30 protein-coding genes are annotated in these 24127 nt (G+C 66.2%); 15 read left to right on the top strand and 15 right to left on the bottom strand.

All coding sequences use genetic code 11. The features are described 5' to 3' along the window. The first annotated feature begins 28 nt into the window (after nt 1-28). From FXN65_RS22960 to FXN65_RS22945, 4 genes are all read left to right on the top strand, one after another. Nucleotides 29-511: a glutathione peroxidase gene (locus tag FXN65_RS22960; protein ID WP_151136743.1), complete on the top strand. Its 483-nt coding sequence runs from the start codon at nt 29-31 to the stop codon at nt 509-511. Nucleotides 512-653: 142 nt separating this feature from the next. Beyond that, a complete protein-coding gene (locus FXN65_RS22955; RefSeq protein WP_151136741.1) occupies nt 654-1244 on the top strand; it encodes a TetR/AcrR family transcriptional regulator in 591 nt (196 codons plus the stop codon). A gap of 57 nt (nt 1245-1301) precedes the next feature. After that, nucleotides 1302-2411, top strand: coding sequence for an NADH:flavin oxidoreductase (locus tag FXN65_RS22950; protein WP_151136739.1), 1110 nt, complete (start codon nt 1302-1304; stop codon nt 2409-2411). A gap of 638 nt (nt 2412-3049) precedes the next feature. Further along, nucleotides 3050-4009 (top strand): DegV family protein, encoded by a 960-nt coding sequence (locus tag FXN65_RS22945; RefSeq protein ID WP_151136737.1) that lies wholly within the window; start codon nt 3050-3052, stop codon nt 4007-4009. Here FXN65_RS22945 and FXN65_RS22940 read toward each other — a convergent pair. Continuing rightward, nucleotides 4006-5193: a glycosyltransferase family 4 protein gene (locus FXN65_RS22940; RefSeq protein ID WP_151136735.1), complete on the bottom strand. Its 1188-nt coding sequence runs from the start codon at nt 5191-5193 to the stop codon at nt 4006-4008. The genes FXN65_RS22945 and FXN65_RS22940 overlap by 4 nt on opposite strands. Before the next feature lie 78 nt (nt 5194-5271). Then, nucleotides 5272-6024 carry a sulfate transporter CysZ gene (gene cysZ, locus FXN65_RS22935; protein WP_151136734.1) on the bottom strand — a complete coding sequence of 251 codons (753 nt, stop codon included), beginning with the start codon at nt 6022-6024 and terminating at the stop codon, nt 5272-5274. A gap of 287 nt (nt 6025-6311) precedes the next feature. Here cysZ and trxB point away from each other — a divergent pair, with 287 nt between their 5' ends. Then, nucleotides 6312-7259, top strand: a complete 948-nt coding sequence (gene trxB, locus FXN65_RS22930) for a thioredoxin-disulfide reductase (protein ID WP_151136732.1) — start codon at nt 6312-6314, stop codon at nt 7257-7259. A gap of 327 nt (nt 7260-7586) precedes the next feature. Here trxB and FXN65_RS22925 read toward each other — a convergent pair whose 3' ends face one another. The 7 genes from FXN65_RS22925 to FXN65_RS22895 all read right to left on the bottom strand — a co-directional run bounded on the left by FXN65_RS22925 (nt 7587) and on the right by FXN65_RS22895 (nt 11436). Further along, nucleotides 7587-8174 carry a putative glycolipid-binding domain-containing protein gene (locus tag FXN65_RS22925; RefSeq protein WP_151136730.1) on the bottom strand — a complete coding sequence of 196 codons (588 nt, stop codon included), beginning with the start codon at nt 8172-8174 and terminating at the stop codon, nt 7587-7589. A 176-nt stretch (nt 8175-8350) separates the two neighbouring features. Continuing rightward, the gene (locus tag FXN65_RS22920) at nt 8351-8692 is read right to left on the bottom strand and encodes a HopJ type III effector protein (RefSeq protein WP_151136728.1); all 342 of its coding nucleotides are present in this window, start codon (nt 8690-8692) and stop codon (nt 8351-8353) included. After that, nucleotides 8689-8982 (bottom strand): DUF1244 domain-containing protein, encoded by a 294-nt coding sequence (locus FXN65_RS22915; RefSeq protein WP_151136726.1) that lies wholly within the window; start codon nt 8980-8982, stop codon nt 8689-8691. The genes FXN65_RS22920 and FXN65_RS22915 overlap by 4 nt, the downstream gene beginning before the upstream one ends. A gap of 104 nt (nt 8983-9086) precedes the next feature. After that, the gene (gene folX / locus FXN65_RS22910; protein WP_151136724.1) at nt 9087-9461 is read right to left on the bottom strand and encodes a dihydroneopterin triphosphate 2'-epimerase; all 375 of its coding nucleotides are present in this window, start codon (nt 9459-9461) and stop codon (nt 9087-9089) included. A gap of 3 nt (nt 9462-9464) precedes the next feature. Beyond that, entirely contained in the window at nt 9465-10025 is a 561-nt protein-coding gene (gene folE / locus FXN65_RS22905; RefSeq protein WP_151136722.1) for a GTP cyclohydrolase I FolE, read from the bottom strand. A gap of 20 nt (nt 10026-10045) precedes the next feature. Next, on the bottom strand, nt 10046-10753 hold the full coding sequence (folM, locus tag FXN65_RS22900; RefSeq protein ID WP_151136720.1) for a dihydromonapterin reductase: 708 nt from the start codon (nt 10751-10753) through the stop codon (nt 10046-10048). A gap of 113 nt (nt 10754-10866) precedes the next feature. After that, a complete protein-coding gene (locus FXN65_RS22895; protein WP_151136718.1) occupies nt 10867-11436 on the bottom strand; it encodes an antibiotic biosynthesis monooxygenase in 570 nt (189 codons plus the stop codon). Nucleotides 11437-11671: 235 nt separating this feature from the next. Between FXN65_RS22895 and FXN65_RS22890 the strand changes: the two genes are divergently transcribed. Further along, nucleotides 11672-12619: a MerR family transcriptional regulator gene (locus FXN65_RS22890; RefSeq protein ID WP_151138921.1), complete on the top strand. Its 948-nt coding sequence runs from the start codon at nt 11672-11674 to the stop codon at nt 12617-12619. 79 nt (nt 12620-12698) lie between these two features. On the opposite strand, the gene FXN65_RS22885 is transcribed toward FXN65_RS22890, so the two are convergent. Then, complete coding sequence (locus tag FXN65_RS22885; RefSeq protein WP_151136716.1) at nt 12699-13145, bottom strand: PAS domain-containing protein; 447 nt, start codon at nt 13143-13145, stop codon at nt 12699-12701. Between the two features lie 104 nt (nt 13146-13249). Here FXN65_RS22885 and FXN65_RS22880 point away from each other — a divergent pair, with 104 nt between their 5' ends. Beyond that, nucleotides 13250-13699 carry a flavodoxin gene (locus FXN65_RS22880; protein WP_151136715.1) on the top strand — a complete coding sequence of 150 codons (450 nt, stop codon included), beginning with the start codon at nt 13250-13252 and terminating at the stop codon, nt 13697-13699. Next, the gene (locus FXN65_RS22875) at nt 13699-14157 is read left to right on the top strand and encodes a cupin domain-containing protein (RefSeq protein WP_151136713.1); all 459 of its coding nucleotides are present in this window, start codon (nt 13699-13701) and stop codon (nt 14155-14157) included. Before FXN65_RS22880 ends, FXN65_RS22875 begins: the two co-directional genes overlap by 1 nt. A 156-nt stretch (nt 14158-14313) precedes the next feature. On the opposite strand, the gene FXN65_RS22870 is transcribed toward FXN65_RS22875, so the two are convergent. Beyond that, nucleotides 14314-15210, bottom strand: a complete 897-nt coding sequence (locus FXN65_RS22870) for a LysR family transcriptional regulator (RefSeq protein ID WP_151136711.1) — start codon at nt 15208-15210, stop codon at nt 14314-14316. A gap of 96 nt (nt 15211-15306) precedes the next feature. Here FXN65_RS22870 and FXN65_RS22865 point away from each other — a divergent pair, with 96 nt between their 5' ends. From FXN65_RS22865 to FXN65_RS22835, 7 genes are all read left to right on the top strand, one after another. Continuing rightward, nucleotides 15307-15693, top strand: coding sequence for a CidA/LrgA family protein (locus FXN65_RS22865; protein ID WP_151136709.1), 387 nt, complete (start codon nt 15307-15309; stop codon nt 15691-15693). Further along, a complete protein-coding gene (locus FXN65_RS22860; RefSeq protein ID WP_151136707.1) occupies nt 15683-16369 on the top strand; it encodes an LrgB family protein in 687 nt (228 codons plus the stop codon). The genes FXN65_RS22865 and FXN65_RS22860 overlap by 11 nt, the downstream gene beginning before the upstream one ends. 94 nt (nt 16370-16463) lie before the next feature. After that, on the top strand, nt 16464-17246 hold the full coding sequence (locus tag FXN65_RS22855; RefSeq protein ID WP_151136705.1) for a class II aldolase/adducin family protein: 783 nt from the start codon (nt 16464-16466) through the stop codon (nt 17244-17246). Further along, complete coding sequence (locus tag FXN65_RS22850) at nt 17243-18118, top strand: alpha/beta fold hydrolase (RefSeq protein WP_151136703.1); 876 nt, start codon at nt 17243-17245, stop codon at nt 18116-18118. The genes FXN65_RS22855 and FXN65_RS22850 overlap by 4 nt, the downstream gene beginning before the upstream one ends. 107 nt (nt 18119-18225) lie before the next feature. After that, nucleotides 18226-18477 carry a hypothetical protein gene (locus tag FXN65_RS22845; RefSeq protein ID WP_151136701.1) on the top strand — a complete coding sequence of 84 codons (252 nt, stop codon included), beginning with the start codon at nt 18226-18228 and terminating at the stop codon, nt 18475-18477. A 104-nt stretch (nt 18478-18581) separates the two neighbouring features. Further along, nucleotides 18582-19493 (top strand): SDR family oxidoreductase, encoded by a 912-nt coding sequence (locus FXN65_RS22840; protein ID WP_151136699.1) that lies wholly within the window; start codon nt 18582-18584, stop codon nt 19491-19493. Nucleotides 19494-19629: 136 nt separating this feature from the next. Then, the gene (locus tag FXN65_RS22835) at nt 19630-20403 is read left to right on the top strand and encodes a crotonase/enoyl-CoA hydratase family protein (protein WP_151136697.1); all 774 of its coding nucleotides are present in this window, start codon (nt 19630-19632) and stop codon (nt 20401-20403) included. A 69-nt stretch (nt 20404-20472) separates the two neighbouring features. Here FXN65_RS22835 and FXN65_RS22830 read toward each other — a convergent pair whose 3' ends face one another. The 4 genes from FXN65_RS22830 to FXN65_RS22815 form a co-directional block, all read right to left on the bottom strand. Continuing rightward, a complete protein-coding gene (locus tag FXN65_RS22830; RefSeq protein ID WP_151136695.1) occupies nt 20473-20817 on the bottom strand; it encodes a cupin domain-containing protein in 345 nt (114 codons plus the stop codon). A gap of 74 nt (nt 20818-20891) precedes the next feature. Continuing rightward, the gene (locus FXN65_RS22825; protein ID WP_151136693.1) at nt 20892-22298 is read right to left on the bottom strand and encodes an NAD(P)/FAD-dependent oxidoreductase; all 1407 of its coding nucleotides are present in this window, start codon (nt 22296-22298) and stop codon (nt 20892-20894) included. 183 nt (nt 22299-22481) lie between these two features. Continuing rightward, on the bottom strand, nt 22482-23264 hold the full coding sequence (locus FXN65_RS22820) for an AraC family transcriptional regulator (protein WP_151136691.1): 783 nt from the start codon (nt 23262-23264) through the stop codon (nt 22482-22484). A 54-nt stretch (nt 23265-23318) separates the two neighbouring features. Continuing rightward, nucleotides 23319-24122 (bottom strand): SirB1 family protein, encoded by an 804-nt coding sequence (locus FXN65_RS22815; protein WP_151136689.1) that lies wholly within the window; start codon nt 24120-24122, stop codon nt 23319-23321. Nucleotides 24123-24127 lie beyond the last annotated feature (5 nt).

The following is a 24127-nucleotide window of genomic DNA, read 5'->3' as shown; positions in this document are numbered from 1 at the left end:
AATCCCTGAGATTTTCGAGGAGTCAGTCATGAGTGCGTTTCACGACCTCAATTTGCGCGCGCTTGACGGTCAGGACTTGCCGTTGGCGCCGTACAAGGGCCAGGTGGTGCTGGTGGTGAACGTCGCCTCCAAGTGCGGCCTGACCCCGCAGTACGCCGGGCTGGAAAAGCTCTACCAGCAGTACCGCGACAAGGGCTTCACCGTGCTCGGTCTTCCCTGCAACCAGTTCGCCGGGCAGGAGCCGGGCAGCGAGGAAGAGATCCGCGAGTTCTGCAGCCTGAACTACGGCGTGACCTTCCCCCTGGGCAGCAAGATCGAAGTGAACGGCTCGGCACGCCACCCGCTGTACCGCCTCCTGGCAGGCGAGGGCGCGGAGTTTCCCGGCGAGATCACCTGGAACTTCGAGAAGTTCCTCGTCGGCAAGGACGGTCGCGTGCTGGCGCGCTTCTCGCCACGCACCGCACCGGAGGATCCCGCGCTGATCCAGGCCGTCGAAAAGGCCCTGGCCTGATTCATCTTCCTCACTCATGACGACCGGGGCGAAAGGAATCGCCCCAGGTTTCCCCCGCCGATTCGTTCCATTCCTGTAGTCGCCAATCACGCATATCAATAGTGCTGGGCAGGGCGAGACGACCGGTCATATGCTCGCCGCCATGACCAGTATCCGACTCGACAAACGCGACCTCATCCTCGCCAAGGGCTCCCAGGTGATGACCCGCCGTGGCTATCACGGCACCGGCGTGCAGGAGATCGTCCAGGCCGCCGGGATCCCCAAGGGCTCCTTCTATCACTACTTCGCCAGCAAGGAAGACTTCGCCGTCCAGGCCCTGGAGTATCTCTACCTGCCGCGTCTGGATCGTTATGCACAGGCCCTGGGCAATTCCGCGCTGAGCCCGTGCCAGCGCATCCTCGGCTATTACCGCGAGCTGTTGGCGCACTTCTCCAGCCGCGAGAAGCCCGAGTACCACTGTTTCATCGGCAGCCTCGGTTTCGAGATGGCCGAACTCTCGCCCGCCATCGGCGAGCAGGTGGAAAGCATCCTGCAGGGCTCGGTGGACATCCTCCAGGCCTGCCTGGAAGAAGCCGTGGCCGCGGGCGAACTGCCGGCTGATGAAGACTGCGCCAACCTCGCGGCCTTCATCACCAACGCCTGGCAGGGCGTTCTCACGCGACTGAAGGTGGGCGGCGGCACGGCGCCCATGAATGCATTCGTCGACCGCCTGGAGCTGCTGCTCCGGGCCTGATTTTTAAATGCCTTGAAACCGAGACGACCGGTCATATGGCCGGCCACAGGAGAACCCATGACCGCTCCCGTACAAGCCCTGTTCGAACCCTTCCGCCTCGGCGGCCTGGAACTGCCCACCCGCGTGGTGATGGCGCCGATGACCCGTTCGTTCTCCCCGGGTGGCGTGCCCAACGCCAAGGTGGTGGAGTACTACCGCCGCCGCGCCGCCGCCGGCGTGGGCCTGATCATCACCGAGGGCACCACCATCGGTCACAAGGCCTCCAACGGCTATCCCCATGTACCGCGCTTCTTCGGTGAAGACGCCCTGGCCGGCTGGAAGGAAGTCGTGGATGCCGTGCACGCCGAAGGCGGCCGCATCGTTCCGCAGCTCTGGCACGTGGGCAACGTGCGTCGCCTGGGCACCGAGCCGGACGCCAGCGTTCCCGGCTATGGCCCGACCGAGAAAGTGAAGGACGGCCAGGTGGTCGTCCACGGCATGACCAAGGACGACATCCAGGAAGTGGTCGCTGCCTACGCCCAGGCCGCCCGCGACGCCAAGGCGATCGGCATGGACGGCGTGGAAATCCACGGCGCCCACGGTTACCTGATCGACCAGTTCTTCTGGGAAGGCAGCAACCAGCGCACCGACGAATACGGTGGCAGCCTGGCCAACCGCTCGCGCTTCGCCATCGAGGTGATCCAGGCCATCCGCGCCGCCGTCGGCCCGGATTACCCGATCATCTTCCGCTTCTCCCAGTGGAAGCAGCAGGACTACACCGCGCGCCTGGTGACCACGTCCGAGGCCCTGGGCGAGTTCCTCAAGCCTCTGTCCGATGCCGGTGTGGATATCTTCCACTGCTCCACCCGCCGCTTCTGGGAGCCGGAGTTCGAAGGCTCCGAACTCAATCTGGCCGGCTGGACCCGCCAGCTCACCGGCAAGCCCACCATCACCGTCGGCAGCGTCGGCCTGGATGGCGAGTTCCTGCAGTTCATGGTCAAGACCGACAAGGTCGCCCAGCCGGCCAATATCGAAGGCCTGCTGGAGCGCCTGAACAAGGAAGAGTTCGACCTGGTCGCCGTGGGCCGCGCCCTGCTGGTGGACCCGGACTGGGCCGTCAAAGTGCGTGAAGGGCGCATGCAGGACATCCTGCCGTTCAGCCGGGATGCGCTGGGCAGCCTGGTGTAAGGCACTGGCATGAAGAAGCCCCGCTCAGGCGGGGCTTTCTCTTTTGCTTGTGATTTGGGTAAGGGAGTTCAGCTCGTTGCGGAGCGGGCTTCGGGTTCCTGTTTCGCCTTCCCAGGCGAGTCCCCTTTTTCAAACGTCGGAATGCCGCCCACAAAAGGGAACCAAAACGCTTGCCCCTGCATCCGGCCCCGGCTGAGCCGGGGTACCCTCGCTTCATCGTTGCTCCGGGGGCACGGCACGAGGGGCCATCCATGGCCCCACACGCCTCTCGCGGCATCCATGCCGCTCTTCCCCCTGACTCGCTGCGCACGCCCCTCGGGCCAGCCTTCGGCTGTTACTTCGCTTCGATGCGTTTTGCAACGATTCCGCTCGGCCTCCCAAGCGGCGGAGTCGCTGCCCCACCGCTTCTGCCCGGTTTCAGGCCCGTGTGGGCGTCAGGATGACCAGTGCCTCGCCGGCGCGAGTCCCCTTTCGCTCTCTGGGAGAGGGGCCGGGGCGGGCCGCGATCGGAGGAGGGAAGCATCCGCCGCGCCGGGTTCTCCCCAAACCCTCATTCAGTTGGGCTGACACCCCCACCTTCGCCCGTCACTGTGCGCGCATCACAACAAGCGCCGGCACACCGGCCGAAGGAGTAACCCATGCGTATCGGCCTGGTAGTGGACGCCACCTGTGACCTGCCCCAGGACTTTCTCCAGAAGCACCGCATCCCGGTGCTGCCCATCCGTATCCGGCTGGGGGACCATTCGCTGGTGGACCGTCGTGTACCCCAGGCCACCCAGGCCTTCTACAGCGAGTTGCTGCCCAAGGCCGGGCCGGCGGATCGCAGCGAGCCGCTGCAGGTCATGGAAATGCAGGAATGGTTCCTGGAAGAGCTGGTCACCCGCTACGACCATGTGATCTGCCTGACCATCTCCTCCCGGCGCAGCCCGATCTTCGAGCACGCCACCCAGGCCTCCTTCGGCCTGCTCCAGCGCTACCGCGACCGCCGTGCAGCCGCTGGCGTGGCCGGGCACTTCGCGATGCGGGTGGTGGATGGCGGCAACATCTTCGCCGGCACCGCCGTGCTGGCTGCCGAGGCCATGCGGCTGATCGGCGATGGCGCCCATCCCAACGCCGTAAGGACGCGGCTGGAGCAGTTGTCCGGGCAGGTCTGCACCTTCCTGTTGCCAGACGATCTCGGTCACCTGCGCCAGCGTGGCTTCCAGAAGGGCGAACGCAGCGGCCTGCTTGACCGCCTGCGCGGGGCGGCGCTGGGGCTGGGATCGCTACTGGACGTGAAGCCGGTGATCAGCGTGCTGCAGGGCGAAGACAAGCCCGTAGCCCTGGCACCCAGCTTCGACAAGGCAGCGGAAAAGCTGCTGGTCCACGCCCGCTCGCAGGTGATGGCTGGCGAGCTGCTGGCGCCGCAGCTGTGCATGAGTTTCGCCGGGGAGTTATCGCAGGTGCGCGACCTGCCGGGCTTCGCCGAACTGGAGGCGGCCTGTGTGGAGCGGGGGGTGACGCTGCATCTGGCGATGCTCAGTCCGACCGGGGCGATCAACCTCGGACGTGGCGCCCTGAGCCTGGCCTACGCCGCGCCCACTGCCGCGTTCTCCTAAGCCTGCGGGGGCAGGGTGCTGCCGGCTGGCGCTTCCAGTTCAGGACGGCGGGCGTGCAGCAGGTATTGCTCGAACTGCTGGACGATGGCTTCCCAACCCAGGCGTCCGGCGTGCATGCGCGCATTGAGGCGAACGCGGCGCAGGCATTCCGGGTCTTCCAGCAGCCAGGTGGCGGCCTCGATGAAGCTGGCCTGTTCATCGGGCAGGGCCAGTGCCCCGTTGTGACCGTGGCGAATGTGCTGGGCGGCGGCGGCCTGGTCGAAGGCCACCACTGCAAGGCCGGAAGCCAGGGCCTCCAGCACTACGTTGCCGAAGGTTTCCGACAGGCTGGGGAACAGGAAAAGGTCTCCGGATGCGTAGTGCCGCGCCAGTTCCTCGCCGCGCTGCACGCCGCAGAAGATGGCTTCAGGCAGGGCGCGCTGGAGCTGCGCCCGCTGCGGGCCATCGCCGACCACCACCAGCTTCAGGTTCCGCTGTGGATAATGCTGTTGCAGGCGCTGGAAGGTGTCGCCGAGCAGGTTGAGGTTCTTTTCCGCAGCCAGGCGGCCGACATGGATCACCACGATGTCCTGCTCGCCCACGCCCCACTGCGCACGCAGGTCAGGGCAGCGGCGGGCCGGGTTGAACAGCTGGCCGTCGACACCGCGGGAGAGCAGCTGCAGGCGCTCGAAGCCGCGCCGGGTGAGGTCCTGCAACTGGCTGACGCTGGGTACCAGGGTCAGCCGCGTGGCGTTGTGGAACCAGCGCAGGTAGTTGGTCAGCAGACGAGTCAGCAGGCCGGCGCCGTAGTGGCCGGTGTACTGCTGGAAATTGGTGTGGAAGCCGCTCACCACCGGAATCCCCAGGCGCCGTGCAGCGCGCAGGGCGGAAAAGCCCAGCGGGCCCTCGGTGGCGATGTAGAGCACATCCGGCTTGCGCTGGCGCCAGCGGCGCAACAGCTTGTGCAGGCAGGACTGGCCCCATTGCAGGCCGGGGTAGCCCGGCAGTGGCCAGCCGCGGATCAGCATCAGGTCGTCGTCGCTCCTGCGGCCCTGGTCGCAGGACTGGCGTGGGCGCACCAGTTGCAGCTTGTGGCCGGCGGCGCGCAGCCCGTCACAGAGGCGGCCAAGGGTATTGGCCACGCCATTGACTTCCGGCAGGAAGGTTTCGCTGATCAGCGAGATGTACAGGGGCGCTATGGTCATGACGCCAGTGTCGACACGGGCCGTGTAGCCCGTGTGACGAGGAGATGACGCCTGTGTGACGAGGCCCCGAACGGTGACTCAGGCCTCGGGGACGAGGTGCCTGTCGCCACCCTCGCGCACCCAGAACAGGGTCGCGCCGGCCACGGCGGCGGGCATCATCAGGATGTTGACGAAGGGAATCATCAGCGCCAGGTAGGTGATGCCGCCAAAACCCAGGCTCTGCCAGCGCTTTTCGCGCAGCCAGGCGAGCATCTCGTTCCAGCCCAGCTTGTGGTTGTCCGCCGGGTAGTCGATGTACTGAACCGCCATCATCCAGACGCCGAACACGATCCACAGCGGCGCGGCCACCAGGTTGACGACGGGGATGAAGGAGAGGATCAGCAGGGCGCCGGCCCGTGGCAGGAAATAGGCCAGCTTGCGCAACTCGCGGCCAAGGGTGCGAGGGATCATCGCCATCAGTTCGGCCCAACTGAAAGCCGGGAACTCGTCCTTGCCGCGTACCACCACTTCCACCTTTTCCGCGAGGAAGCCGTTGAACGGCGCGGCGATGATGTTGGCCAGCATGGTGAAGCTGAAGAACACCAGCACCAGGACCAGCAGCACGAAGAGCGGCCAGAGCAGGTACTGGAGGAAGCTCAGCCATTCGGGGAGGCTGGGCATGAAGGCGTCGACCCAGCCGCTGAATTCCTGCACGGCGAAACCGATAAGGGCGGCGAACAGCAGCAGGTTGACGGTCAGCGGCAGCAGGACGAACAGGCGCAGTCCGGGGCTGAGGACCAGTTTCAGTCCTTCGCCGAGGTACTGCGGTCCGGAAAGTGCGGGTGCAGGCATGGTGGTCCCTCGAGGTTGCAAACGCGCCGACCTTAACGGCTTTGCCGGCGGCGTGGAAAGCCTGGAAAAGGCTCGGAACAAATTTGATCGCGGTTATGCAAATAGGTGTCACCTATGGCCGGGATTGAGAGCGGGTATTTCCGCTATAGAATGCCGCCCGGTAACCTTGCGACCATTGCTGGCCAGTCGGAAACGGCCAGCCCCTGTTCAACGGGGCCACTGCATCCAACGCCTTCCCCAAGTGCCGCAGTGGCCCCTTTTTATGCCCCAAGGGGCGGGAGTCAGCCATGTCCGAAGCACGTCATTCGCGGGTCATCATCCTCGGTTCCGGCCCTGCCGGTTACGCCGCGGCTGTCTATGCCGCCCGCGCCAACCTCAAGCCGCTGCTGATCACCGGCATGCAGGCGGGCGGACAGCTGACCACCACCACCGAAGTCGACAACTGGCCCGGCGACCCCCACGGCCTCACCGGCCCGGCGCTGATGCAGCGCATGCAGGAACACGCCGAGCGTTTCGAGACCGAGATCGTCTTCGACCACATCAATGCCGTGGATCTGGCCGGCAAGCCGTTCACCCTGGTGGGTGACAGCGGCACCTACACCTGCGACGCGCTGATCATCGCCACCGGCGCCAGCGCCCGTTACCTGGGGCTGCCTTCGGAAGAGGCGTTCATGGGCAAGGGCGTTTCCGCCTGCGCCACCTGCGACGGCTTCTTCTACCGCAACCGTGAAGTGGCGGTGGTCGGTGGCGGCAACACCGCCGTGGAGGAGGCGCTGTACCTGGCCAACATCGCCAGCAAGGTGACCCTGGTGCACCGCCGCGAGACCTTCCGCGCCGAGAAGATCCTTCAGGACAAGCTGATGGCGCGGGTCGCCGAAGGCAAGATCGTCCTCAAGCTGAACGCGGAAGTGGACGAAGTGCTGGGCGATGACATGGGCGTCACCGGCGTGCGCCTGAAGCGCAATGACGGCGGCAGCGACGAGCTGAAGGTGGACGGCCTGTTCGTCGCCATCGGCCACACCCCGAACACCTCGCTGTTCGAAGGCCAGCTGGCGCTCAAGGACGGCTACCTGGTCGTCAACGGCGGCCGTGACGGCAACGCCACCGCCACCAACATTCCCGGCGTGTTCGCCGCCGGCGACGTGGCCGACCACGTCTACCGCCAGGCCATTACCTCGGCCGGTGCGGGTTGCATGGCTGCCCTGGACGTCGAGCGTTATCTCGACGCGCAATGAGTTCAGCCTGATGAGGAAAAGCCCCGCCGATGCGGGGCTTTTTCTTTTGCGTAGGGCAAACCAAGCTTGCTTGGCGCCAGGCTACACAAGCGCTTCAGGAGGGCTTGGGCCGGGCCGACGCGAGTCACCCCTCGCCCTCTGGGGTGAAGCGGCACGCAGTTGGAAGCATCGCTTCCGGTGCCGATGAACGCCTGAGCGCGCAGCGATCGGGCCGGGGCGCAGGGCGGGGGCTGGGGGAGAGGGATGGGGGCCGCGTGGCAGTCCTTCGGCCTGCTTGGCGAATGAATTCGCCCCTACAGGCAGGGGCGGGTGTCGCCCCGCTGCGGATCAGACCCAGGTATTCAACGACAGCGTTCGCGCGCTCATACGCTGGTAGAGGCCTTGGGCTTCCAGCAGCAGGGACTGGCGGTCCACGGTCAGTTCGATTGCCTTGCGGCCTTCCGCCTCGCAGCGATAGAGGCTGTTCTGGGCTTGCTGGCGCAGGCAGTGGTAGCGCAATTGACGGGCTTCCACCCGCAGGCTCGGCAGGTCGATGTAGGCGACCTGCAATTGCTCGCTCTGGCCTGTGTCCAGGCCGCAGCGTTGCAGGGCCGGCGTGTGGGTGAAGGGCGTGGCGGAGAGCATCACCAGCTGGCACTGGTCGAGGTCGTGGCGGCGCTGGCCGTCAAGCAGCCAGCGTCCGCGGATGTCACGGTCAAGGCGCAGGCTGCGCGAGCCCTGGTTTTCCACCTTCAGCCAGAGATGGCGGAAGCGCCAGCGCGGGTCGCTGTCCAGCACGTAGGTGGCGGCGATGCTCTGGCCGTTGCGGTTCTGCACCAGATGGCTGCTGGCATGGATGCCCTGTTCATCCATGGAAAGATGCAGGCTTTCCACGCCGGACGTCGTCAGGGGCTTCCATACGAGGGTTTGCTGCATCCATGCGCTCCGCAAGAGGTGTTGTCGCTGGGCAATCGTGTGGGAACGATCAGGCCAAACATCCATAACAGATGAGAATCCTACGCGTTTTGCAGAAGAATACTGTCAGCCATTGCCGACAGAATGCGGAAGCCAAAGCGTAAGAAAACCGCCCCGGACGGGGCGGTTGGATGGGGTCAGGCCTTGCGTTGTAGCGGCGGGCGCTCGAAGCGAACGCCGGCCAGGCCCGTGCTCATCAGGGCGCGGATGTTGCCGTGGTCGTTGCCATCCGGCGTGGCCAGCACGGAGCGGTAATGCTCACCGAAGGCCAGCAGGGTTTCTTCCAGGCTGAAGCCTTCCAGCAAGGCCAGGCCGAGGGTCTTGCAGGAGCCTTCGTTCTGGCCGGCGGCGTTTTCCACCGGGCCGTTGGCAAAGGCGCTCTGCTGGTAGTCGTAGCCTTCGGCGATGAAGGCCAGGGTCTCGGCGAAGAGGAACTGGTCGCTGTGCAGGCGGGCGCGGAAGTCGTTCAGGTTGCTCATTCTTTGTTCGCTTTGTTGAAGGCCGATTGTTGCCCGGCGCTGGCTTCTTTCTGGTACTTGGCCTTCCAGTCGGCGTAGGGCATGCCGTAGATCTCTTCGCGGGCCTGGTCTGGCGTCACTTCCAGGCCCAGGTCGTCGGCGGCGGCCTTGTACCACTTCGACAGGCAGTTGCGGCAGAAGCCGGCGAGGTTCATCAGGTCGATGTTCTGCACATCGGGGCGGCTACGCAGGTGTTGCACCAGACTGCGGAAGGCTGCGGCCTCGAGTTCAAGGCGTTCTTGCTCGGTCATGGCAGGATTCTCCTGGGGCTTTCGGGAGGGACTGGCGGGGATGATAGGAGCCCTCCTTGGCCCCGGCAATCGGCTCTGAACAGGTCCGCGACGAACCGGGCCTGTTACTCGCGATGGCTGGCAAGTGTGATCGACACCGATTCGGCGAAGCGCAGCGCGTGTGGCTTGTCCACCTCCACCTCGGCGTAGCGCACGCTGGGGTTGGCCATCACCAGGTCGAGGATTTCCTGGGTCAGGCGTTCCAGCAGGGCGAAGCGGTTCTCTTCGACGTGGCGGATGATCGCCTTGGTGATGGTGCGGTAGTTCAGCGCGTGGTCGATGTCGTTGTCGCGTACGGCCTCGGTGGCCGGGTAGAGGATGGTGAGGTTGATCAGCACATCCTGCTTGTTGAGGATTTCTTCCTCCTTGATTCCGATGAAGGTGCGCAGGCGCAGGTCCTTGACGCGGATTCGCGCCATTCCGGGCTCCAGTCTCGGCATTCTCTAGTTACTCCGTCCGATCAATTTCAGGAATTCGTGGCGGGTGTTCTGGGATTCCCTGAAGGCTCCGAGCATCACCGAGGTGCTCATCACCGAATTCTGCTTTTCCACGCCGCGCATCATCATGCACATGTGCTGGGCTTCGATCACCACCGCCACGCCGGCGGCGCCCGTCACCCGCTGCACCGCATCGGCGACCTGGCGGGTGAGGTTCTCCTGGATCTGCAGCCGTCGCGCGAACATGTCGACGATGCGGGCGACCTTCGACAGCCCCAGCACTTTGCCGGTGGGAATGTACGCCACATGGGCCTTGCCGATGAAGGGCAGGAGATGGTGTTCGCAGAGGGAATAGAGCTCGATGTCCTTCACGGTCACCATCTCGTCGTTGTCCGAGGCGAAGAGGGCGCCGTTGACGAGCTCGTCCAGGTTCTGCTCGTAGCCGTGGCACAGGTAGCGCATGGCCTTGGCGGCGCGCTTGGGGGTTTCGCGCAGACCTTCTCGGTCTGGGTCTTCCCCCAGCCCCCGCAGGATTTCCCGGTAATACAGGTCCAGTTCATCGCTCATGGTGGCAGTCCTCGCGGCGCCTACTTGAGGTGGCGGCCGCCGTTGAGTGTCAGGGTCGTTCCGGTGACGTAGGAATTGTCCAGGAGGTAGCGCAGGGCCTGGTAGACCACCTGCGGACCGGGCTCGATGCCCAGTGCCGACTTGGCCAGGGTCTTCTTGCGGTAGGCGTCATCGTCTTCGGCATTGAACATCACCAGTGCCGGGGCGATGCCGTTGACCTTGATGTCTGGCGCGAAGCGGGCGGCGAAGGACAGTGTGAGGTTGTCCAGCCCGGCCTTGCTGGCGCAGTAGGCGATGCGCTTCTCGCTGCCCCGGCGCGCCACATCGTCGCTCAGGTGGATGATGTCCGCGGGGCTGCTGCGGCGCAGCAGTTCCTCGCAATGCAGGTTGATCAGGTAGGGCGCCAGCATGTGCACGCTGAACATGCGCTGGAAGGCGTCGGCCTCGTGGCCGGGCGTTTCCGTCAGCCAGTCCGACGCATTGTGGACGATGGCGCGCAGGCTGTCGGTGCAGCCCTTGAGCTCATCGATGAAGGCGAGGATGCCGGCTTCGCTGGAAAAGTCCGCAGCGAGCGCCGTGGCGCCGCGTTCGCGCAGGTGCCTCACGCCGTCGCGTTCGGTGCGGTAGCTGATGATCACCGGCTGGCCTTCGTCCAGCAGACGTTCGGCACAGTAGAGGCCGACGCGCTGGCTGGCGCCGGTGATGAGGATGGGAGCGGGTCGGCTCATTGACGCCTCGAAGCAGGAGGTACTGAGGGCGATGGCCGGAAGGTGGTGCAGACGGCCTGATCTGCACCAAGTTATACCAGGGGTGGGGCTTGTACAAATTGCCGGGGCCGGCCTCAGCGGGGTTGCACCGCCGTTGCGCCGCGGACCGGGGCGGGGCGGCTCGACTGCAGCCATGGTGCCAGCAGGCGAGTGGAAAGCGGGATGAACCAATAAGTCATCAGCGGCGTCAGCGCCAGGGTGCTGAGGAATATCCGCAGGGCCAGCGGCAGGTCGCCCAGCCAGCCGCCGAACAGCAGGTTGAAGGCCAGGGACACGGGAAAGAAGGCCAGCCAGATGGCCACGCTCTGCTTCCAGCGCGGCGGCCGCTGCTCGGCCTTGCCGAACCAGGCATCCAGGCCGAGGGCGCGATGCTCATGGGGCTGCTCGAACAGTCCGGCGCCACGCTCCAGCCAGGCGCGGCGCGAAGCGGAGTGCTCCCAGGCGGCCAGGGTCGGCTCGTCGGTGAAACGGAAGATCATCTGGAACTCGTCGTCATCCGGAGGCGGTGCCAGCACGCCAGAGCCGAGGTATCCGGGGAAGTCGGCGGCCAGTTGCTCGCCTTCGCGCAGCCAGGCCATGAAGTCGTGGTAGCGCTCGCGGGCGACGCGGCGGGCCACCATCAGGGTGACGGGATCGGCAGACATCGTGTATCTCCTTGCAACCGAGTGCCCGCCCGGATAGGGCCGGGGCACGTCACGCAGCGCCGGGGTGGTGGGCTGCGCTGAAAAAGAGGCAAGGATTATTCCGGTTTTTCGCCAAAGCGCCAGCGGGAAGGATGACCGGCGGGTCGTCCCCGCGCCTGCCGTGGCCTGTGGTCGATTGGAATCCCCGCAACAAGGTTTAAACTGCGTGAATCCTCCCACTGACGATTTCCACGCCATGACCGACTCCGGTGCATCCATCGCCTCGGCCGCCCCGAAACAGGAAGAACTCTTCCCGATCCGGGAGGTTTCGCGCCTGACCGGGGTCAATCCGGTCACCCTGCGAGCCTGGGAACGGCGTTACGGACTGATCCAGCCGACCCGTACCGAAAGCGGCCACCGCCTGTATTCCCTGGCGGATGTCGAGGCGGTGCGCAGCATCCTCGCCTGGATCGAGCGCGGCGTTTCGGTGAGCAAGGTGGGCAAGCTGCTGGCCCGTAGCAATGCCGCCAGGCTGCCGGTGACACCGATCCACCAGGATGCGGCTTCGGGGGAATGGAACGAGCGCCGAACCCAGGTGCGCAACGCCGTCTCCACCCTGGACGAGGCCGAGCTGGAGCGGGTCTATGGCCAGGTGTTTTCCACTTATCCACTGCACGTGGCGTTCGCCGATGTGCTGATGCCGGTCTGGCAGTCGCTGCTGTTGCGCCAGGACGAGTTCGGTCGCGGCAGCGAATGGGTGTTCTTCGACAGCTTCCTGCGCGCCCGCGTCCTGCAGCGCCTGCAACTGTCGCGCAATAACCAGCAGCAGCGGGTGCTGCTGGCCCCCTTGCCGGGGCAGGGGCGCGAGCTGGAGTTGCTGGTGGCCGGCCTGTTGCTGGGCAGCGGCGAGGTGGTGGTGAACGTGCTCGGCCTGGGTCAGCCACTAGCGGAACTGGCGCTGGTGTGCGGCAAGCTGCAACCCCAGGCGCTGGTGCTGTTCTCCAACCAGCCGCCGGCCGACGACCTCGGCCAACAGCTCAACCGCCTGGCCCTGGGGCTGGACTGCCCCATGGCACTGGCCGGCGAAACCGCCGATCTGATGAGTGAGGAACTGGACGGCACCCCCGTGGCCTGCCTCGGCAGCGAGGGGCGACTGATGCAGCGCCGCCTTCGGCAGTTCCTGGCCGGGCATCTGGATACCTGAACCGGCCGTTGTCCCGTTGCCGGAGCGAGTTCTGCTCGCGAAAGATCCAATCAAAGCGCTTGGCGAGCCCCGCGCGATCCTACCTCTTGAGTTCCGCCAGTTCTGCCTTGAGCCCAGCCACTTCTTCTTCCAGTTCGCGCACCCGCTGGCGGGCTTCCACCTGCTCGGTAACGTCTTTCTGGATGCCGATGAAATAGGTGAGCTGGTCCGACTCGTTGAATACCGGGGTGATGGACAGCTCGTTCCAGAAGGCGCTGCCGTCCTTGCGGTAGTTGCGCAGGATCTGCCGGCACGGCTGGCCATTGCGGATGGCCTGGCGGATGGCGGGGATGCCCAGCTGATTGCGGTCCTTGCCCTGGAGGAACCGGCAGTCCTGGTAGAGGATTTCATCGCGAGCGTAGCCGGTGAGGCGCTCGAAGGCGGCATTGACGTAGATCAGGATGTTGTCTTCACCCTCTTGCTCGGCGACCACGATACCGTCGTTGGACGCGTCTATTACCAGTTGCAGCAGCTTGGCGTTGATCATGTTCCTGGCTCTGTCGATCTGATCGGAAGCAGTCTACGGCATCCTGCGGACCTCGCCAGTTGCGGCATAATGCGAGGCATTTCGCCCCTCTGTTCGGAGTCCCCATGAAAGTCGCCATCCTGTCCGGCTCGGTGTACGGCACCGCCGAAGAAGTCGCCCGTCACGCGGAAAAGCTGCTCAAGGCCGCTGGCCTGGACGCCAGCTACCTGCCCCGGGTGAGCCTGGACGACCTGATCGCCTTCGACCCCGAGGCGCTGCTCACCGTGACGGCCACCACCGGAATGGGCGAGTTGCCGGATAACCTGCTGCCGCTGTATTCCGAGCTGCGCGACCGCCTGCCCAACTGGCGTGGCCGCTCGGGTGCCATCCTCGCCCTGGGGGATTCCAGCTACGACGTGTTCTGCGGCGGCGGCGAGCTGATGCGTGAGCTCTATGCCGAGCTCGGCCTGCGCGAAGTGGTGGAGATGCAGCGCCTGGACGCCAGCGAAACCGTTACCCCTGAACTGGATGCCGAGCCCTGGCTCAATGCCGTCATCGCGGCGCTGAAAGCCTGATGCACCCGCGCGCCGAATTCCTCATCCGCGAACTGCAACTGGAGCCGCACCCTGAAGGTGGCTTCTATCGCCGGGTGTTCGAATCGGCCACCCATCTGCCGGGTGGCCGCGCTGCGTCGTCGTCCATCTTCTTCCTGTTGCCGCAGGGTGGTGTGAGCCGCTGGCACCGGGTAGATGCCGACGAGGCCTGGCACTTCTACGAAGGCGACCCGCTGGAACTGCTGGTCGCCGAATCGCCTGGCGAGGTGCGCCGGGAACTCCTCGGCCCGGTGGCGGAGGGCAGCCTGCCCCAGCGCACCGTACCCGCCCACGCCTGGCAGGCCGCACGTTGCCTGGGTGCCTATACCCTGGTGGGCTGCAACGTGGCGCCCGGCTTCGAATTCGCCGGCTTTCGCCTGCTGTCCGACGACCCGCAGGCGCAGCGGGAATGGCCGTTGCTGGATCGCGATCTGCTCTGAGCCTGTGGGGGCGAACGCATTCGCGATTGCAGGGCGAAGTCCTGCCGTAGGGTGGATGGCGCTTTCTCCATCCACCGGTCAGTGCCAGGCCACACTCCCGAATGGTGGACCGGTGAAGTGTGGTCCACCCTGCGACGTTGCCCCACGGAAGACTGCTCAGGCCTTGCCCTGATCGAGCGGCGAATACTCCCGCAGTAACTCCAGCCAGGCCTGCGCCGCCCGCGACAGGTAGGCACCGCGCCGCCAGACGAAGGCGATGTCCCAGCGCAGGTCCGGCTCGCGCAGCGGTACCAGGCGCAGGCCGGGGCGCTGCAAGGGGCGGGCGACGATGCGTGGCAGCAGCACCACGCCCTGGCCGGCGGCCACCAGCGCGGCGAGGAAATCCGCCTGGCCGCTGCGACCTGCTTCGCGCGGTGTGAAGCCGGCCTGCCGACACGCCTGCAACAGGCGGTCGTTGAGGGTGAAGCTCTGCTGGTAAAGCAGGAAGGGCGATTCGGCCAGTTGCGCCAGCGCGAGGCTTTCTTCGCCCGCCAGGGGATGGTCCTCGGGCACGAGGATATCCAGCGGCTCGTTGCAGAACGCTTGGTAGTCCAGCGCGGGGTCATTGGGGGTGAGGCTGCCGGCCAGTTCCAGTTCCCCCTGCAGCAGCGCCGCTTCCATCAGCTTGCTGCCGCCTTCGAGCAGACTCACCACGATGTTCGGGTAGCGCCGCCGGTATTGGACGAACAACTCGGCGAACAGCACTTCGCCCCCCAGCAGTGGTAACCCCAGGCGCAATTCGCCTCGCCGCAGCTGGCTGAGATCGTCCAGCTCGCTATGCAGGTCCTGACGCTGGCGCAGCATGTCCTCGGCATGGCGCAGCACCACGGCGCCGGCATCGGTCAGGCGCAGGTGCGGGCCGCTGCGCTCCAGCAGTTGCACGCCCAGGCGCTGTTCCAGCTGGGCCACCTGCTTGCTGACGGTGGACTGGGTGGCGTGCAGGGTCTTGCCGGCCTGGGTGAAGCCGCCCTGACGGACCACTTCGACGAAGCTGCGTAACTGGCGGAATTCCATGGCTATTCCAATCTCGAATGGCTGCAAGTCGAACAATTCGCTTTTGGGATGATAGGCGCGGACCTAAGCTGGCCACCAGTACCGAGGGTCACCGCCATGAACCGTTCCCGCCTGCTCCGTATCGCTCGTCTCGCTGCCGAACTCGTTGCCCTTGTCGGCCTTTATGCCCTGGGCTGCAAGCTCGCGGCCGTGCTGGGCTGGCCGATTCCCGGTGGCGTGATCGGCCTTGGCCTGCTGCTGGCGGCCTTCGCCAGCGGCTGGGTGAAACCGGCGGCGCTGCAACTGGGCGCCGGCCTGCTGATGGCCGAGATGCTGCTGTTCTTCATTCCGGCGTTGATGAGCCTTTTGGACTACGGCGCGCTGCTGCGTCAGGACGGATTGCGCATCCTGCTGGTGATCGGCGCCAGCACCCTGCTGGTGATGCTGGCCACCGCGCTGACTGTTGAAGCCGTTTGCCGCTGGAGGATGCGCCATGAACATTGAGCCCATGTCCTGGTTCTGGCTGGCCCTGACACTGGCCGGCTACCTGGCCAGCCGCTGGATGTACCGGCGCACCGGACGCTACCTGCTGTCGCCGCTGATCTTCGTGCCGGCATTGCTGCTGGCGATTGCGGTGCCGCTGCATACCGCCTATGCCGAATACGCCGGCGCCACTCACTGGCTGATGCTGCTGCTGGGCCCGGCTACCGTGGCCTTCGCCGTGCCCATCTGGCAGCAGCGTACCTTGCTCGCCCGCCATTGGCCGGCACTGATGCTGGGCATGCTGGCCGGCAGTGGCGTGGCCATCGCCAGCTCCTGGTGCCTGGGCAATGCGCTGGCGCTGGAGCCCCAGGTGAGCCTGTCGTTGGTGCCGCGCTCCATCACCACGCCCTTCGCCATGCCGCTTGCCCAGGACCTCGGCGGCGTTCCGGAACTGACGGCCGTCTTCGTCATGCTCACCGGCGTATTCGGCGCTGTCGCCGGCGGCCTGCTGATCCGCTGGCTGCCGCTGAAGAGCGCCCTGGCCCGTGGCGCGCTGTTTGGTGTCGGCGCCCACGGCGCGGGGGTCAGCCGGGCCCGGGAAGTGGGCCGCGAAGAGGGCACGGTGGCCGGTCTGGTGATGGTGCTGATGGGCTTGCTCAACCTCTTCGCCGCACCCCTGGTCGCCGCGCTGATCTGACTCGCAAGGCCATTAAGCTGGCTGCCAAGGCGACTATCGCCCTGGCCGCCCGGGGCTAGACTCGTCGCACATACAACAACAACGAGGTTCCGCCATGACCGCCGCTCAAGCCCTCCCGTCGCTCAACCTCAAGGACAAGGTGTCCGCCGCCGAATGGCAGACCCGTGTCGATCTGGCCGCCTGCTACCGCCTGATTGCCCTGTACGGCTGGGATGACCTGATTTTCACCCACATCTCCGCCAAGGTCCCCGGCACCGAAGACTTCCTGATCAACCCCTACGGGCTGATGTTCCACGAGATCACCGCGTCGAGCCTGGTGAAGATCGATCTGGCCGGCAACAAGCTGATGGACAGCCCCTACGACATCAACCCGGCCGGCTATACCATCCACAGCGCGGTGCACGAGGTGCGACCGGACGTGGGCTGCGTGCTGCATATCCACACCACCGCCGGTATCGCCGTTTCCGCGCAGAAGAACGGCCTGCTGCCGCTGTCGCAGCAATCGCTCTTCGTGCTCGCCAGCCTGGCCTACCACGGCTACGAAGGCGTGGCCCTGCACCACGAGGAAAAGGCCCGCCTGCAAGCCGACCTCGGCCAGGCCAACTTCATGATCCTGCCCAACCATGGCCTGCTCACCGCCTTCGGCAGCATCGCCGATGCCTTCCTCGGCATGTTCACCATGCAGCGCGCCTGCGAGATCCAGGTGATGGCCCAGGCCGGCGGCGGCGAACTCATCCACATCCCGCAGCAGATCCTCGACGGTGCCCGGGCGATGATCGCCGGCGTGATGAAAACCTCCACCGGCATGGGCGGTGCGCTGCCGTGGCCGGCGCTGCTGCGCAAGCTCGACCAGCAGTTCCCCGGTTACGACCAATGACGGCCCTGGCCGGCATCCCCCTGGGCGACTGGCGCGCCCAGGCCGGGGACATGGACTTCCGCGGCCTGCGCATCCGCTACTGGACGGCGGGTGAGGGCGAGCCGCTGCTGCTGATCCACGGTTTTCCCACCGCCTCCTGGGACTGGCACTACCTCTGGCAACCCCTGGCCCGGCGCTTTCGCGTCATCGCCTGCGACATGCTGGGCTTCGGTTACTCGGCCAAGCCGCGCGGACATGACTACCGGCTGCTGGAACAGGCGGACCTGAAGCAGGCGCTGCTCGCCCACCTCGGCGTGGAGGGGGCGGTGCACGTGCTGGCTCACGACTACGGCGACAGCGTTGCCCAGGAGTTGCTGGCGCGGCATCACGAAGGGCGCTTCAAGTTGGCCAGCTGCGTCTTTCTCAATGGCGGACTGTTCCCGGAAACCCACCGTCCGGTGCTGCTGCAGAAGCTGCTGCTGAGCCCCCTGGGTGGCCTGGTCGGGCGGCTGTTCTCACGGCGCAAGCTGGCTGCCAGCTTCGCCCAGGTGTTCGGTCCCGACACCCAGCCCAGCGACAGCGAGCTGGACGACTTCTGGCAACTGATCGCCGAGCGGGACGGCCCCGCCGTCATGCACCGGCTGATCCACTACATTCCCGAACGGCGCGAACAGCGCGACCGCTGGGTGGCCGCGATGCAGAGGGGAGGGGTGCCGTTGCGGGTGATCGACGGGGCGGTGGATCCCATCTCCGGCGCCCACATGGTGGCGCGTTACCGCGAGCTGATCCCGGATGCGGACGCCGTTCTGCTCGAAGGCATCGGTCACTATCCACAGACCGAAGCGCCGGAGCAGGTGCTGGAGCATTACCTGGCTTTCCAGGACCGCCTCTGACAACGGAATCGGATCATTCCTAGACCGCCTCCACGGGGCATGGCACTAGTATCCAGACCTCCCTGAACCGCCGGGCAGCGATTGCCCGGCAGCCTCGAGGTCCGTTCATGCTCTTCCGTCTCCTGGTATTCCTCTATCCCGTCATCCGTACCCTTGGGCCGGGCGTCGCGGCCCTGCTGTTCATCTGCAGCCTCAGCCTCATCGGCTATGCCATCCTGCGCGATCCGTGCCTATGGAGCTGGCTGGCCGCGATCGGCTGCCTGCTGGCATCCGCCCTGCTCGCGCTGCTCTGCCACAGCTACAACTGGTGGTTGTTCAAGCTGCGTCCATGCGGAACCCTGTTCATTCCCATCAAGTAACGTCGCCCTTATCGGGCACCATTCATAGCGGCTCCGATTCTTGTGGGGCCGGGGAAGCTGCCGGAGACTCGGCGAATAACCAGAACCCGCCAAGGAACCTGCCCATGAGCGATGCAATCCGCTTCGAAGACAAAGTCGTAGTCGTCACCGGCGCCGGTGGCGGTATTGGCCGCGCCCATGCGCTGCTGTTCGCCCGCCATGGCGCCCGGGTTGTGGTCAACGACCTGGGGGGCAGCACCCACGGTGAAGGCGCCAACGCTTCGGCCGCCGACCGCGTGGTAGCGGAGATCCGCGAAGCCGGCGGCACCGCCGTGGCCAGCCATGACTCGGTGACTGACGGCGAGAAGATCGTCCAGGCCGCCCTCGACCACTTCGGCCGCGTCGACGTGGTGGTGAACAACGCCGGCATCCTGCGTGACAAGACCTTCCACAAGATGGAAGACGCCGACTGGGACCTGGTCTACAAGGTCCACGTCGAAGGTGCCTACAAGGTTACCCGCGCCGCCTGGCCGCACATGCGCGAGCAGGGCTACGGCCGCGTCATCTTCACGTCGTCCACCTCGGGCATCTACGGCAACTTCGGTCAGTCCAACTACGGCATGGCCAAGCTCGGCCTCTACGGCCTGACCCGCAACCTCGCCATCGAAGGCCGCAAGAACAACATCCTGGTCAACGCCATTGCCCCCACCGGTGGCACGCGCATGACCGAGGGCCTGATTCCGCCGCAGGTGTTCGAGCAGCTCAAGCCCGAACTGGTCAGCCCGCTGGTGGTGTTCCTTGGCAGCGAGCAGTGCCAGGAAACCTCCGGCCTGTTCGAAGTGGGCGGCGGCTGGATCGGCAAGGTGCGCTGGGAGCGCAGCCTGGGCTTCGGCTTCGATCCGAAGGCTGGATTCGACGCCGAGGACGTGGCAGCCAACTGGAAGGCCATCTGCGACTTCGAAGGCGCCGCCCACCCTGCGGACAACGTCGAAGCCCTGCGCGAGATGATGGCCAACCTGCAGAAGTACGCCCTCTGATCCCGCCGTTCACCGGGGCAGTTCCGCCAGCAGGCTGAACATTGCTGCCGGGAAGCACTATGTTGAAGGCCGGCCTTGTTGCCGGCCTTTTCATTTCGCTCCCACAAGTACTCCCTTTTCCTACCCAGGAGCTCCCATGAACGTCAGAGTCGAGAGGAACGGCCCGGTTACCACGGTCATCATCGACCGTCCCGAGGTGCGCAATGCCGTCGATCGCCCCACCGCCGAGGCCCTGGCGGCTGCGCTGCGGGCCTTCGAGGCGGACGACGAAGCGCGGGTGGCAGTGCTCACCGGAGCGGGCGGCACTTTCTGCGCGGGCGCCGACCTGGGCGCGGTGGCCGAAGACGGCGTACGGCGCAATCGGCTGGAAGCCGAAGGCGATGGCCCCATGGGACCGAGCCGCATGCAACTGGAAAAGCCGCTGATCGCCGCCATCGAGGGTCACGCGGTGGCCGGCGGCATGGAACTGGCACTGCTGGCGGATATGCGGGTGATGGCCGAGGACGCAATCTTCGGCGTGTTCTGCCGGCGTTTCGGCGTGCCGCTGATCGATGGCGGCACCGTGCGATTGCCGCGCATCGTCGGCCAGGGCCGGGCCCTTGACCTGATCCTGACCGGACGTCCGGTGAGGTCGCAGGAAGCCCTGGCGATCGGTCTGGCCAATCGAGTGGTGCCGGCAGGGCAGGCCCGAGCCGCAGCCGAGGAACTGGCCCATGCGATTGCGGCCTTTCCACAGCGCTGCATGCTGGCCGACCGCGCCAGCGCCTATGCCCAGTGGGAGCTGCCGTTCGAGGCGGCCATCGCCAATGAGTTCAAGGGGGGAATGAAGGTTATCCACAGCGGCGAAACCCGCGCGGGCGCCCGGTCCTTCAAGGCGGGGCAGGGGCGGCACGGCAGCTTCGACGACTGATTGCGATGGAACACCGTAGGGGCGAATTCATTCGCCAGGCAGGGCAACGCCCTGCCGGCTCCAGTTCCATCAGCGGGAAATGATCACGTAGGTCTTGCGCAGCGTTTCCTTCACATCCCACACGCCCAGGCTGTTGGCTGGCAGCAGCAGGGCGTCGCCTGCCTTGATTTCGATGGTTTCGCCGCCGTCCGGGGTGAAGGAGCAGCTGCCATGGGTGAAGTGGCAGAACTCCTGCTCGACGATCTGCCGGCGGAAGCGACCGGGGCTGCATTCCCAGACGCCGGTTTCCACGTTGTCGGTGCGCTCCACCGAATGCACGCGGGTGTGTGGTACCGGCTCGCCTACGGGCACCGCTACCGGGGCTGGTTCGGACAGGGGAAGGTCGTGGGTGTTCTTCAGCAGGGTGGCTTTCATATCGTGGGCTCCGCAAATGCCTGGTGTAGAAGCGAGCTCCGCTCGCGAATGGGTGCAATGAGGTTTCGCGCCGTTCAGCGCATCAGGCCTTCCAGCAGGCCGGCCAGTTTCTGCGCCATGGCCCGGCGCCAGGGCGCGCTGTGGGGATTGGCCAGCACCCGGTCCTCGTGGACGAAGCTGCGGATGATGGCGTTGTAGCCGAGCCAGCGGCAGGGTTCCGGCTCCCAGGCACTGAGGCGCTCCAGTGGGCCGTCGCCCAGCACCCAGGGCTGGCGGGTGAGCAGGGATTCCTTGCCAAGGATCAGGTCGGCCAGGGTGCGCCCGCCCAGGTTGCTGGCGCCCACGCCCTCGCCGCCGTAGCCGCCGGACAGGGCGATGCCGTTCCTGCGGTCCACCAGCATGTGCGGGCGGAAGCGTCGCGCCATGCCCAGGTTGCCGCCCCAGCTGTGGGTGATGCGCACGTTGCGCAATTGCGGGAAAAGCTCGCCCAGCAGGAACCGGCGCAGGCCGACTTCATCCTCGGTGAGCTGGAAGTCCTGTCGCAGCTTGCCGCCGAAGCGATAGCCGCCCCGCGCGCCGAAGGCCAGGCGGTTGTCGGCGGTGCGTTGCGCATAGGTGACCTGGCGGCTGCTCTCGCTGAAGGCCTGGCCGTGTTCCAGGCCGATCTCCGCCCATTGCTCGTCGGAGAGCGGTTCGGTGCCGATCAGCAGGCTCTGCACCGGCAACTGGTACTTGCCCAGCGGCGGCAGGCTGGCGGCGTAGCCTTCGATGGCCGGTACCACCCAGTGCGCCTTGAGTTCGCCCTGGGCGGTGCGTACCAGCCCCGGCTGCCAGTGGCTGGCGGGGCTCTGCTCGAACAGCTGCACGCCCATGCGCTCCACTGCCCGGGCCAGTCCGCGCACCAGCCTGGCTGGCTGGATGGTGGCGCAGTGCGGGGTGTGGATGCCGCCGTAGGGGTTGGCCACCCGCAACTGGCCGTTCAGTTCCTCGGGGCTCAGCCAGCGGTAGTCGGCTTCGGTCAGGCCTTCGGCATAGAGGTCGGCCAACTGCTCACGCAGGTGCTTTTCCTGCTCCGGGTAGCGTGCGGCGCAATAGAGGATGCCGCCCTTGCGGTAGTGGCAGTCGATGCCTTCGCGCTGCAGCACGTCGGCCACTTCGTCGGGGATGCCGTGGAGCAGATCGAAGGACGCCTTGCGCACTTCGCTGGGCAGCGGCGCCAGGGCACGGTCCTCGCCCAGCAGGTTGCCCATCAGCCAGCCGCCGTTGCGGCCGCTGGCGCCAAAGCCGGCGAACTCCGACTCGACGATGGCGATCTTCAGCTCGGGGGCCTGGTGCTTGAGGTAATAGGCCGTCCACAGTCCGGTATAGCCGGCGCCGATGATCGCCACGTCCACCTCCAGCGAACCGGACAGCGCCGGTCGCGGCTCGAGGTCTTCGTCGAGCGTGTCCATCCACAGGCTGATCGAGCGCCAGTTCGGCATAGGCAGGTCCCCGTTGGCAGGTTGTTGTGGCTGGCAAGGCTAGAGCCTGGCCGGGGACTTGTCGTGTGCGCGGGCACGCTGGGAATGTGCTTGTGGCACATGCCCTGCCGCAGGGGGCGCCGAGCGCACCAGAACCCTGGTTCGGGGCTGAATGCCGCTCGGCGCGCATGGCGCACCCTACGATCAGGGCCGTTGCTTGAGATAGGCCTTGGGCGAAAGTCCGGTGTGCTGGCGGAAGCAGCGGTAGAAGGCGGAGAGCGAATTGAAACCGGCGGTGAACGCCAGCTCGTCGATGCGCACCGGCGGCACGGCGACTTCCAGCAGCTTGAGCAGGTGCTGCAGGCGCGCGTGGTTGACGTACTGGTAGAAGCTCTGGCCGAGCATCTGGTTCAGCAGGTAGGAAATCTGGTTGCGGGTATAGCCCGTGGCGCTGGCCACCTGGTGCAGGTCCAGCGCCGGATCCAGGTAGGGTTGGGAACGCTGGAAGTATTCCTCGATGTCCCGCGCCAGCAGGCTGAGCTGGCGCGCCGACAGGCCGAGGCGGCTGGCTGCCGGCCGCTGCGACGGCGTCTTGCTGGACGGGGCAGCAGGCTGCACCAGCAGGGCGTACTCGTTGATCCGCCAGATCAGCCCGTCACGCACGGTGATGGCTTCGCTGGCGCGGAAGGTACCTCCGCCGGCGACACTGATGGCGTACTGGATGAAGGCGGTGTCGCCATCGATGCGGATGCGGTCGTTGTGTTCGAGGAAGTCCTCCGGCCCGCTCGGCATGGTCGCGTGCAGGTAGTCGCGCAGTTCCTCGCGGCGCATGCAGCGGTTCTGGAAGAAGTCGTTGTATTCCACCTCGGGGTGGTAGAGCGCCAGCACGGCCTCGATGTCGCGGGCTTTCCAGCTCAGGTGGTAGCGCATCACCACGTCACGGGTGGCGGCGGTCCGGGAATCGGGGGCTTGGTCGTGCGAACTCATGGGGTGGTCAGGGCGGGAGAAATGCCAAAGCATGCCCGAGCCGCCGGGGTGCCATCAATGCAACGGCTGCACATGCCCGAGCCGGCGCAGGCGCTGGGCCAGTTGCAGGTGCTGGGCCGGGTTGTCGCAGAGCAGCAGGGCGCGCTCCAGGTCGTAGCGCTCCGCCTGGGGGCAGTCCAGGCGCTGGTAGATATCGGCACGCGCCAGGTGGTCGTGCATGTTCGGCGGGCCGAGCAGCAGCACGCGCTCGGCATCCTTCAGTGCGGCGAGGAACTCGCCGGCCTCCTGGTGGAGCAGGCGCAGGTTGCGCGACAGGCGCTGGAGCATTTCCTTCGCACTGGCCGTCTGCAGGTGGGCCGCCTGGAGCTCGGCCTGTGGGCCCTGGACGCGGACCAGCAGGTCGCGGCAATCGCGGGTGTACAGACGACGGCCGCTGCACGGGTCGAGCAGGTGGTCGGCACCGGGCACGCGCAGCAGGAAGTGGCCGGGAAAGCCCACCCCGGTCAGGGGAATACCCAGGCGTGCGGCCAGTTCCAGGGCGATCAGTGCCAGCGACAGCGGCTGTCCCCGGCGCCGGGTGAGCACCTCGGGCAGCAGCGCGGCACGGGGGCGCAGGGGCGTGTCGTCGTCCTCGTGGAAGTCCAGCTCGTTCAGCCGCCGCAACAGCGGCTGGGCCAGTTCGGCCGGCGCCAGGTTCGGCAGGCCGGCCGCCACCAGCTGGAGCAGGCCGCCGAATTCGCGCAGCACCCGTTCCGGGTCCAGGCGCGGATCGTGTTCGGCGGCGATCCACAGGGCAGCCTCCAGCATCGCCGGAGGCTCGCGTTCGAGGCAGGCTAGACAGCGTTGGCGCGGGTCCATGGGTA

The sequence above is a fragment of the Pseudomonas lalkuanensis genome (genome assembly GCF_008807375.1).
Taxonomy (GTDB): domain Bacteria; phylum Pseudomonadota; class Gammaproteobacteria; order Pseudomonadales; family Pseudomonadaceae; genus Metapseudomonas; species Metapseudomonas lalkuanensis.
This window is presented reverse-complemented; position numbering and strand designations above follow the sequence as displayed.

What these genes read in the sequence shown, in the direction of transcription:
- FXN65_RS22960 (WP_151136743.1), top strand. Translation starts at nt 29, where the DNA reads ATGAGTGCGTTTCACGACCTCAATTTGCGCGCGCTTGACGGTCAGGAC.
- FXN65_RS22955 (WP_151136741.1), top strand. Translation starts at nt 654, where the DNA reads ATGACCAGTATCCGACTCGACAAACGCGACCTCATCCTCGCCAAGGGC.
- FXN65_RS22950 (WP_151136739.1), top strand. Translation starts at nt 1,302, where the DNA reads ATGACCGCTCCCGTACAAGCCCTGTTCGAACCCTTCCGCCTCGGCGGC.
- FXN65_RS22945 (WP_151136737.1), top strand. Translation starts at nt 3,050, where the DNA reads ATGCGTATCGGCCTGGTAGTGGACGCCACCTGTGACCTGCCCCAGGAC.
- FXN65_RS22940 (WP_151136735.1), bottom strand. Translation starts at nt 5,193, where the DNA reads ATGACCATAGCGCCCCTGTACATCTCGCTGATCAGCGAAACCTTCCTG.
- cysZ (WP_151136734.1), bottom strand. Translation starts at nt 6,024, where the DNA reads ATGCCTGCACCCGCACTTTCCGGACCGCAGTACCTCGGCGAAGGACTG.
- trxB (WP_151136732.1), top strand. Translation starts at nt 6,312, where the DNA reads ATGTCCGAAGCACGTCATTCGCGGGTCATCATCCTCGGTTCCGGCCCT.
- FXN65_RS22925 (WP_151136730.1), bottom strand. Translation starts at nt 8,174, where the DNA reads ATGCAGCAAACCCTCGTATGGAAGCCCCTGACGACGTCCGGCGTGGAA.
- FXN65_RS22920 (WP_151136728.1), bottom strand. Translation starts at nt 8,692, where the DNA reads ATGAGCAACCTGAACGACTTCCGCGCCCGCCTGCACAGCGACCAGTTC.
- FXN65_RS22915 (WP_151136726.1), bottom strand. Translation starts at nt 8,982, where the DNA reads ATGACCGAGCAAGAACGCCTTGAACTCGAGGCCGCAGCCTTCCGCAGT.
- folX (WP_151136724.1), bottom strand. Translation starts at nt 9,461, where the DNA reads ATGCCGAGACTGGAGCCCGGAATGGCGCGAATCCGCGTCAAGGACCTG.
- folE (WP_151136722.1), bottom strand. Translation starts at nt 10,025, where the DNA reads ATGAGCGATGAACTGGACCTGTATTACCGGGAAATCCTGCGGGGGCTG.
- folM (WP_151136720.1), bottom strand. Translation starts at nt 10,753, where the DNA reads ATGAGCCGACCCGCTCCCATCCTCATCACCGGCGCCAGCCAGCGCGTC.
- FXN65_RS22895 (WP_151136718.1), bottom strand. Translation starts at nt 11,436, where the DNA reads ATGTCTGCCGATCCCGTCACCCTGATGGTGGCCCGCCGCGTCGCCCGC.
- FXN65_RS22890 (WP_151138921.1), top strand. Translation starts at nt 11,672, where the DNA reads ATGACCGACTCCGGTGCATCCATCGCCTCGGCCGCCCCGAAACAGGAA.
- FXN65_RS22885 (WP_151136716.1), bottom strand. Translation starts at nt 13,145, where the DNA reads ATGATCAACGCCAAGCTGCTGCAACTGGTAATAGACGCGTCCAACGAC.
- FXN65_RS22880 (WP_151136715.1), top strand. Translation starts at nt 13,250, where the DNA reads ATGAAAGTCGCCATCCTGTCCGGCTCGGTGTACGGCACCGCCGAAGAA.
- FXN65_RS22875 (WP_151136713.1), top strand. Translation starts at nt 13,699, where the DNA reads ATGCACCCGCGCGCCGAATTCCTCATCCGCGAACTGCAACTGGAGCCG.
- FXN65_RS22870 (WP_151136711.1), bottom strand. Translation starts at nt 15,210, where the DNA reads ATGGAATTCCGCCAGTTACGCAGCTTCGTCGAAGTGGTCCGTCAGGGC.
- FXN65_RS22865 (WP_151136709.1), top strand. Translation starts at nt 15,307, where the DNA reads ATGAACCGTTCCCGCCTGCTCCGTATCGCTCGTCTCGCTGCCGAACTC.
- FXN65_RS22860 (WP_151136707.1), top strand. Translation starts at nt 15,683, where the DNA reads ATGAACATTGAGCCCATGTCCTGGTTCTGGCTGGCCCTGACACTGGCC.
- FXN65_RS22855 (WP_151136705.1), top strand. Translation starts at nt 16,464, where the DNA reads ATGACCGCCGCTCAAGCCCTCCCGTCGCTCAACCTCAAGGACAAGGTG.
- FXN65_RS22850 (WP_151136703.1), top strand. Translation starts at nt 17,243, where the DNA reads ATGACGGCCCTGGCCGGCATCCCCCTGGGCGACTGGCGCGCCCAGGCC.
- FXN65_RS22845 (WP_151136701.1), top strand. Translation starts at nt 18,226, where the DNA reads ATGCTCTTCCGTCTCCTGGTATTCCTCTATCCCGTCATCCGTACCCTT.
- FXN65_RS22840 (WP_151136699.1), top strand. Translation starts at nt 18,582, where the DNA reads ATGAGCGATGCAATCCGCTTCGAAGACAAAGTCGTAGTCGTCACCGGC.
- FXN65_RS22835 (WP_151136697.1), top strand. Translation starts at nt 19,630, where the DNA reads ATGAACGTCAGAGTCGAGAGGAACGGCCCGGTTACCACGGTCATCATC.
- FXN65_RS22830 (WP_151136695.1), bottom strand. Translation starts at nt 20,817, where the DNA reads ATGAAAGCCACCCTGCTGAAGAACACCCACGACCTTCCCCTGTCCGAA.
- FXN65_RS22825 (WP_151136693.1), bottom strand. Translation starts at nt 22,298, where the DNA reads ATGCCGAACTGGCGCTCGATCAGCCTGTGGATGGACACGCTCGACGAA.
- FXN65_RS22820 (WP_151136691.1), bottom strand. Translation starts at nt 23,264, where the DNA reads ATGAGTTCGCACGACCAAGCCCCCGATTCCCGGACCGCCGCCACCCGT.
- FXN65_RS22815 (WP_151136689.1), bottom strand. Translation starts at nt 24,122, where the DNA reads ATGGACCCGCGCCAACGCTGTCTAGCCTGCCTCGAACGCGAGCCTCCG.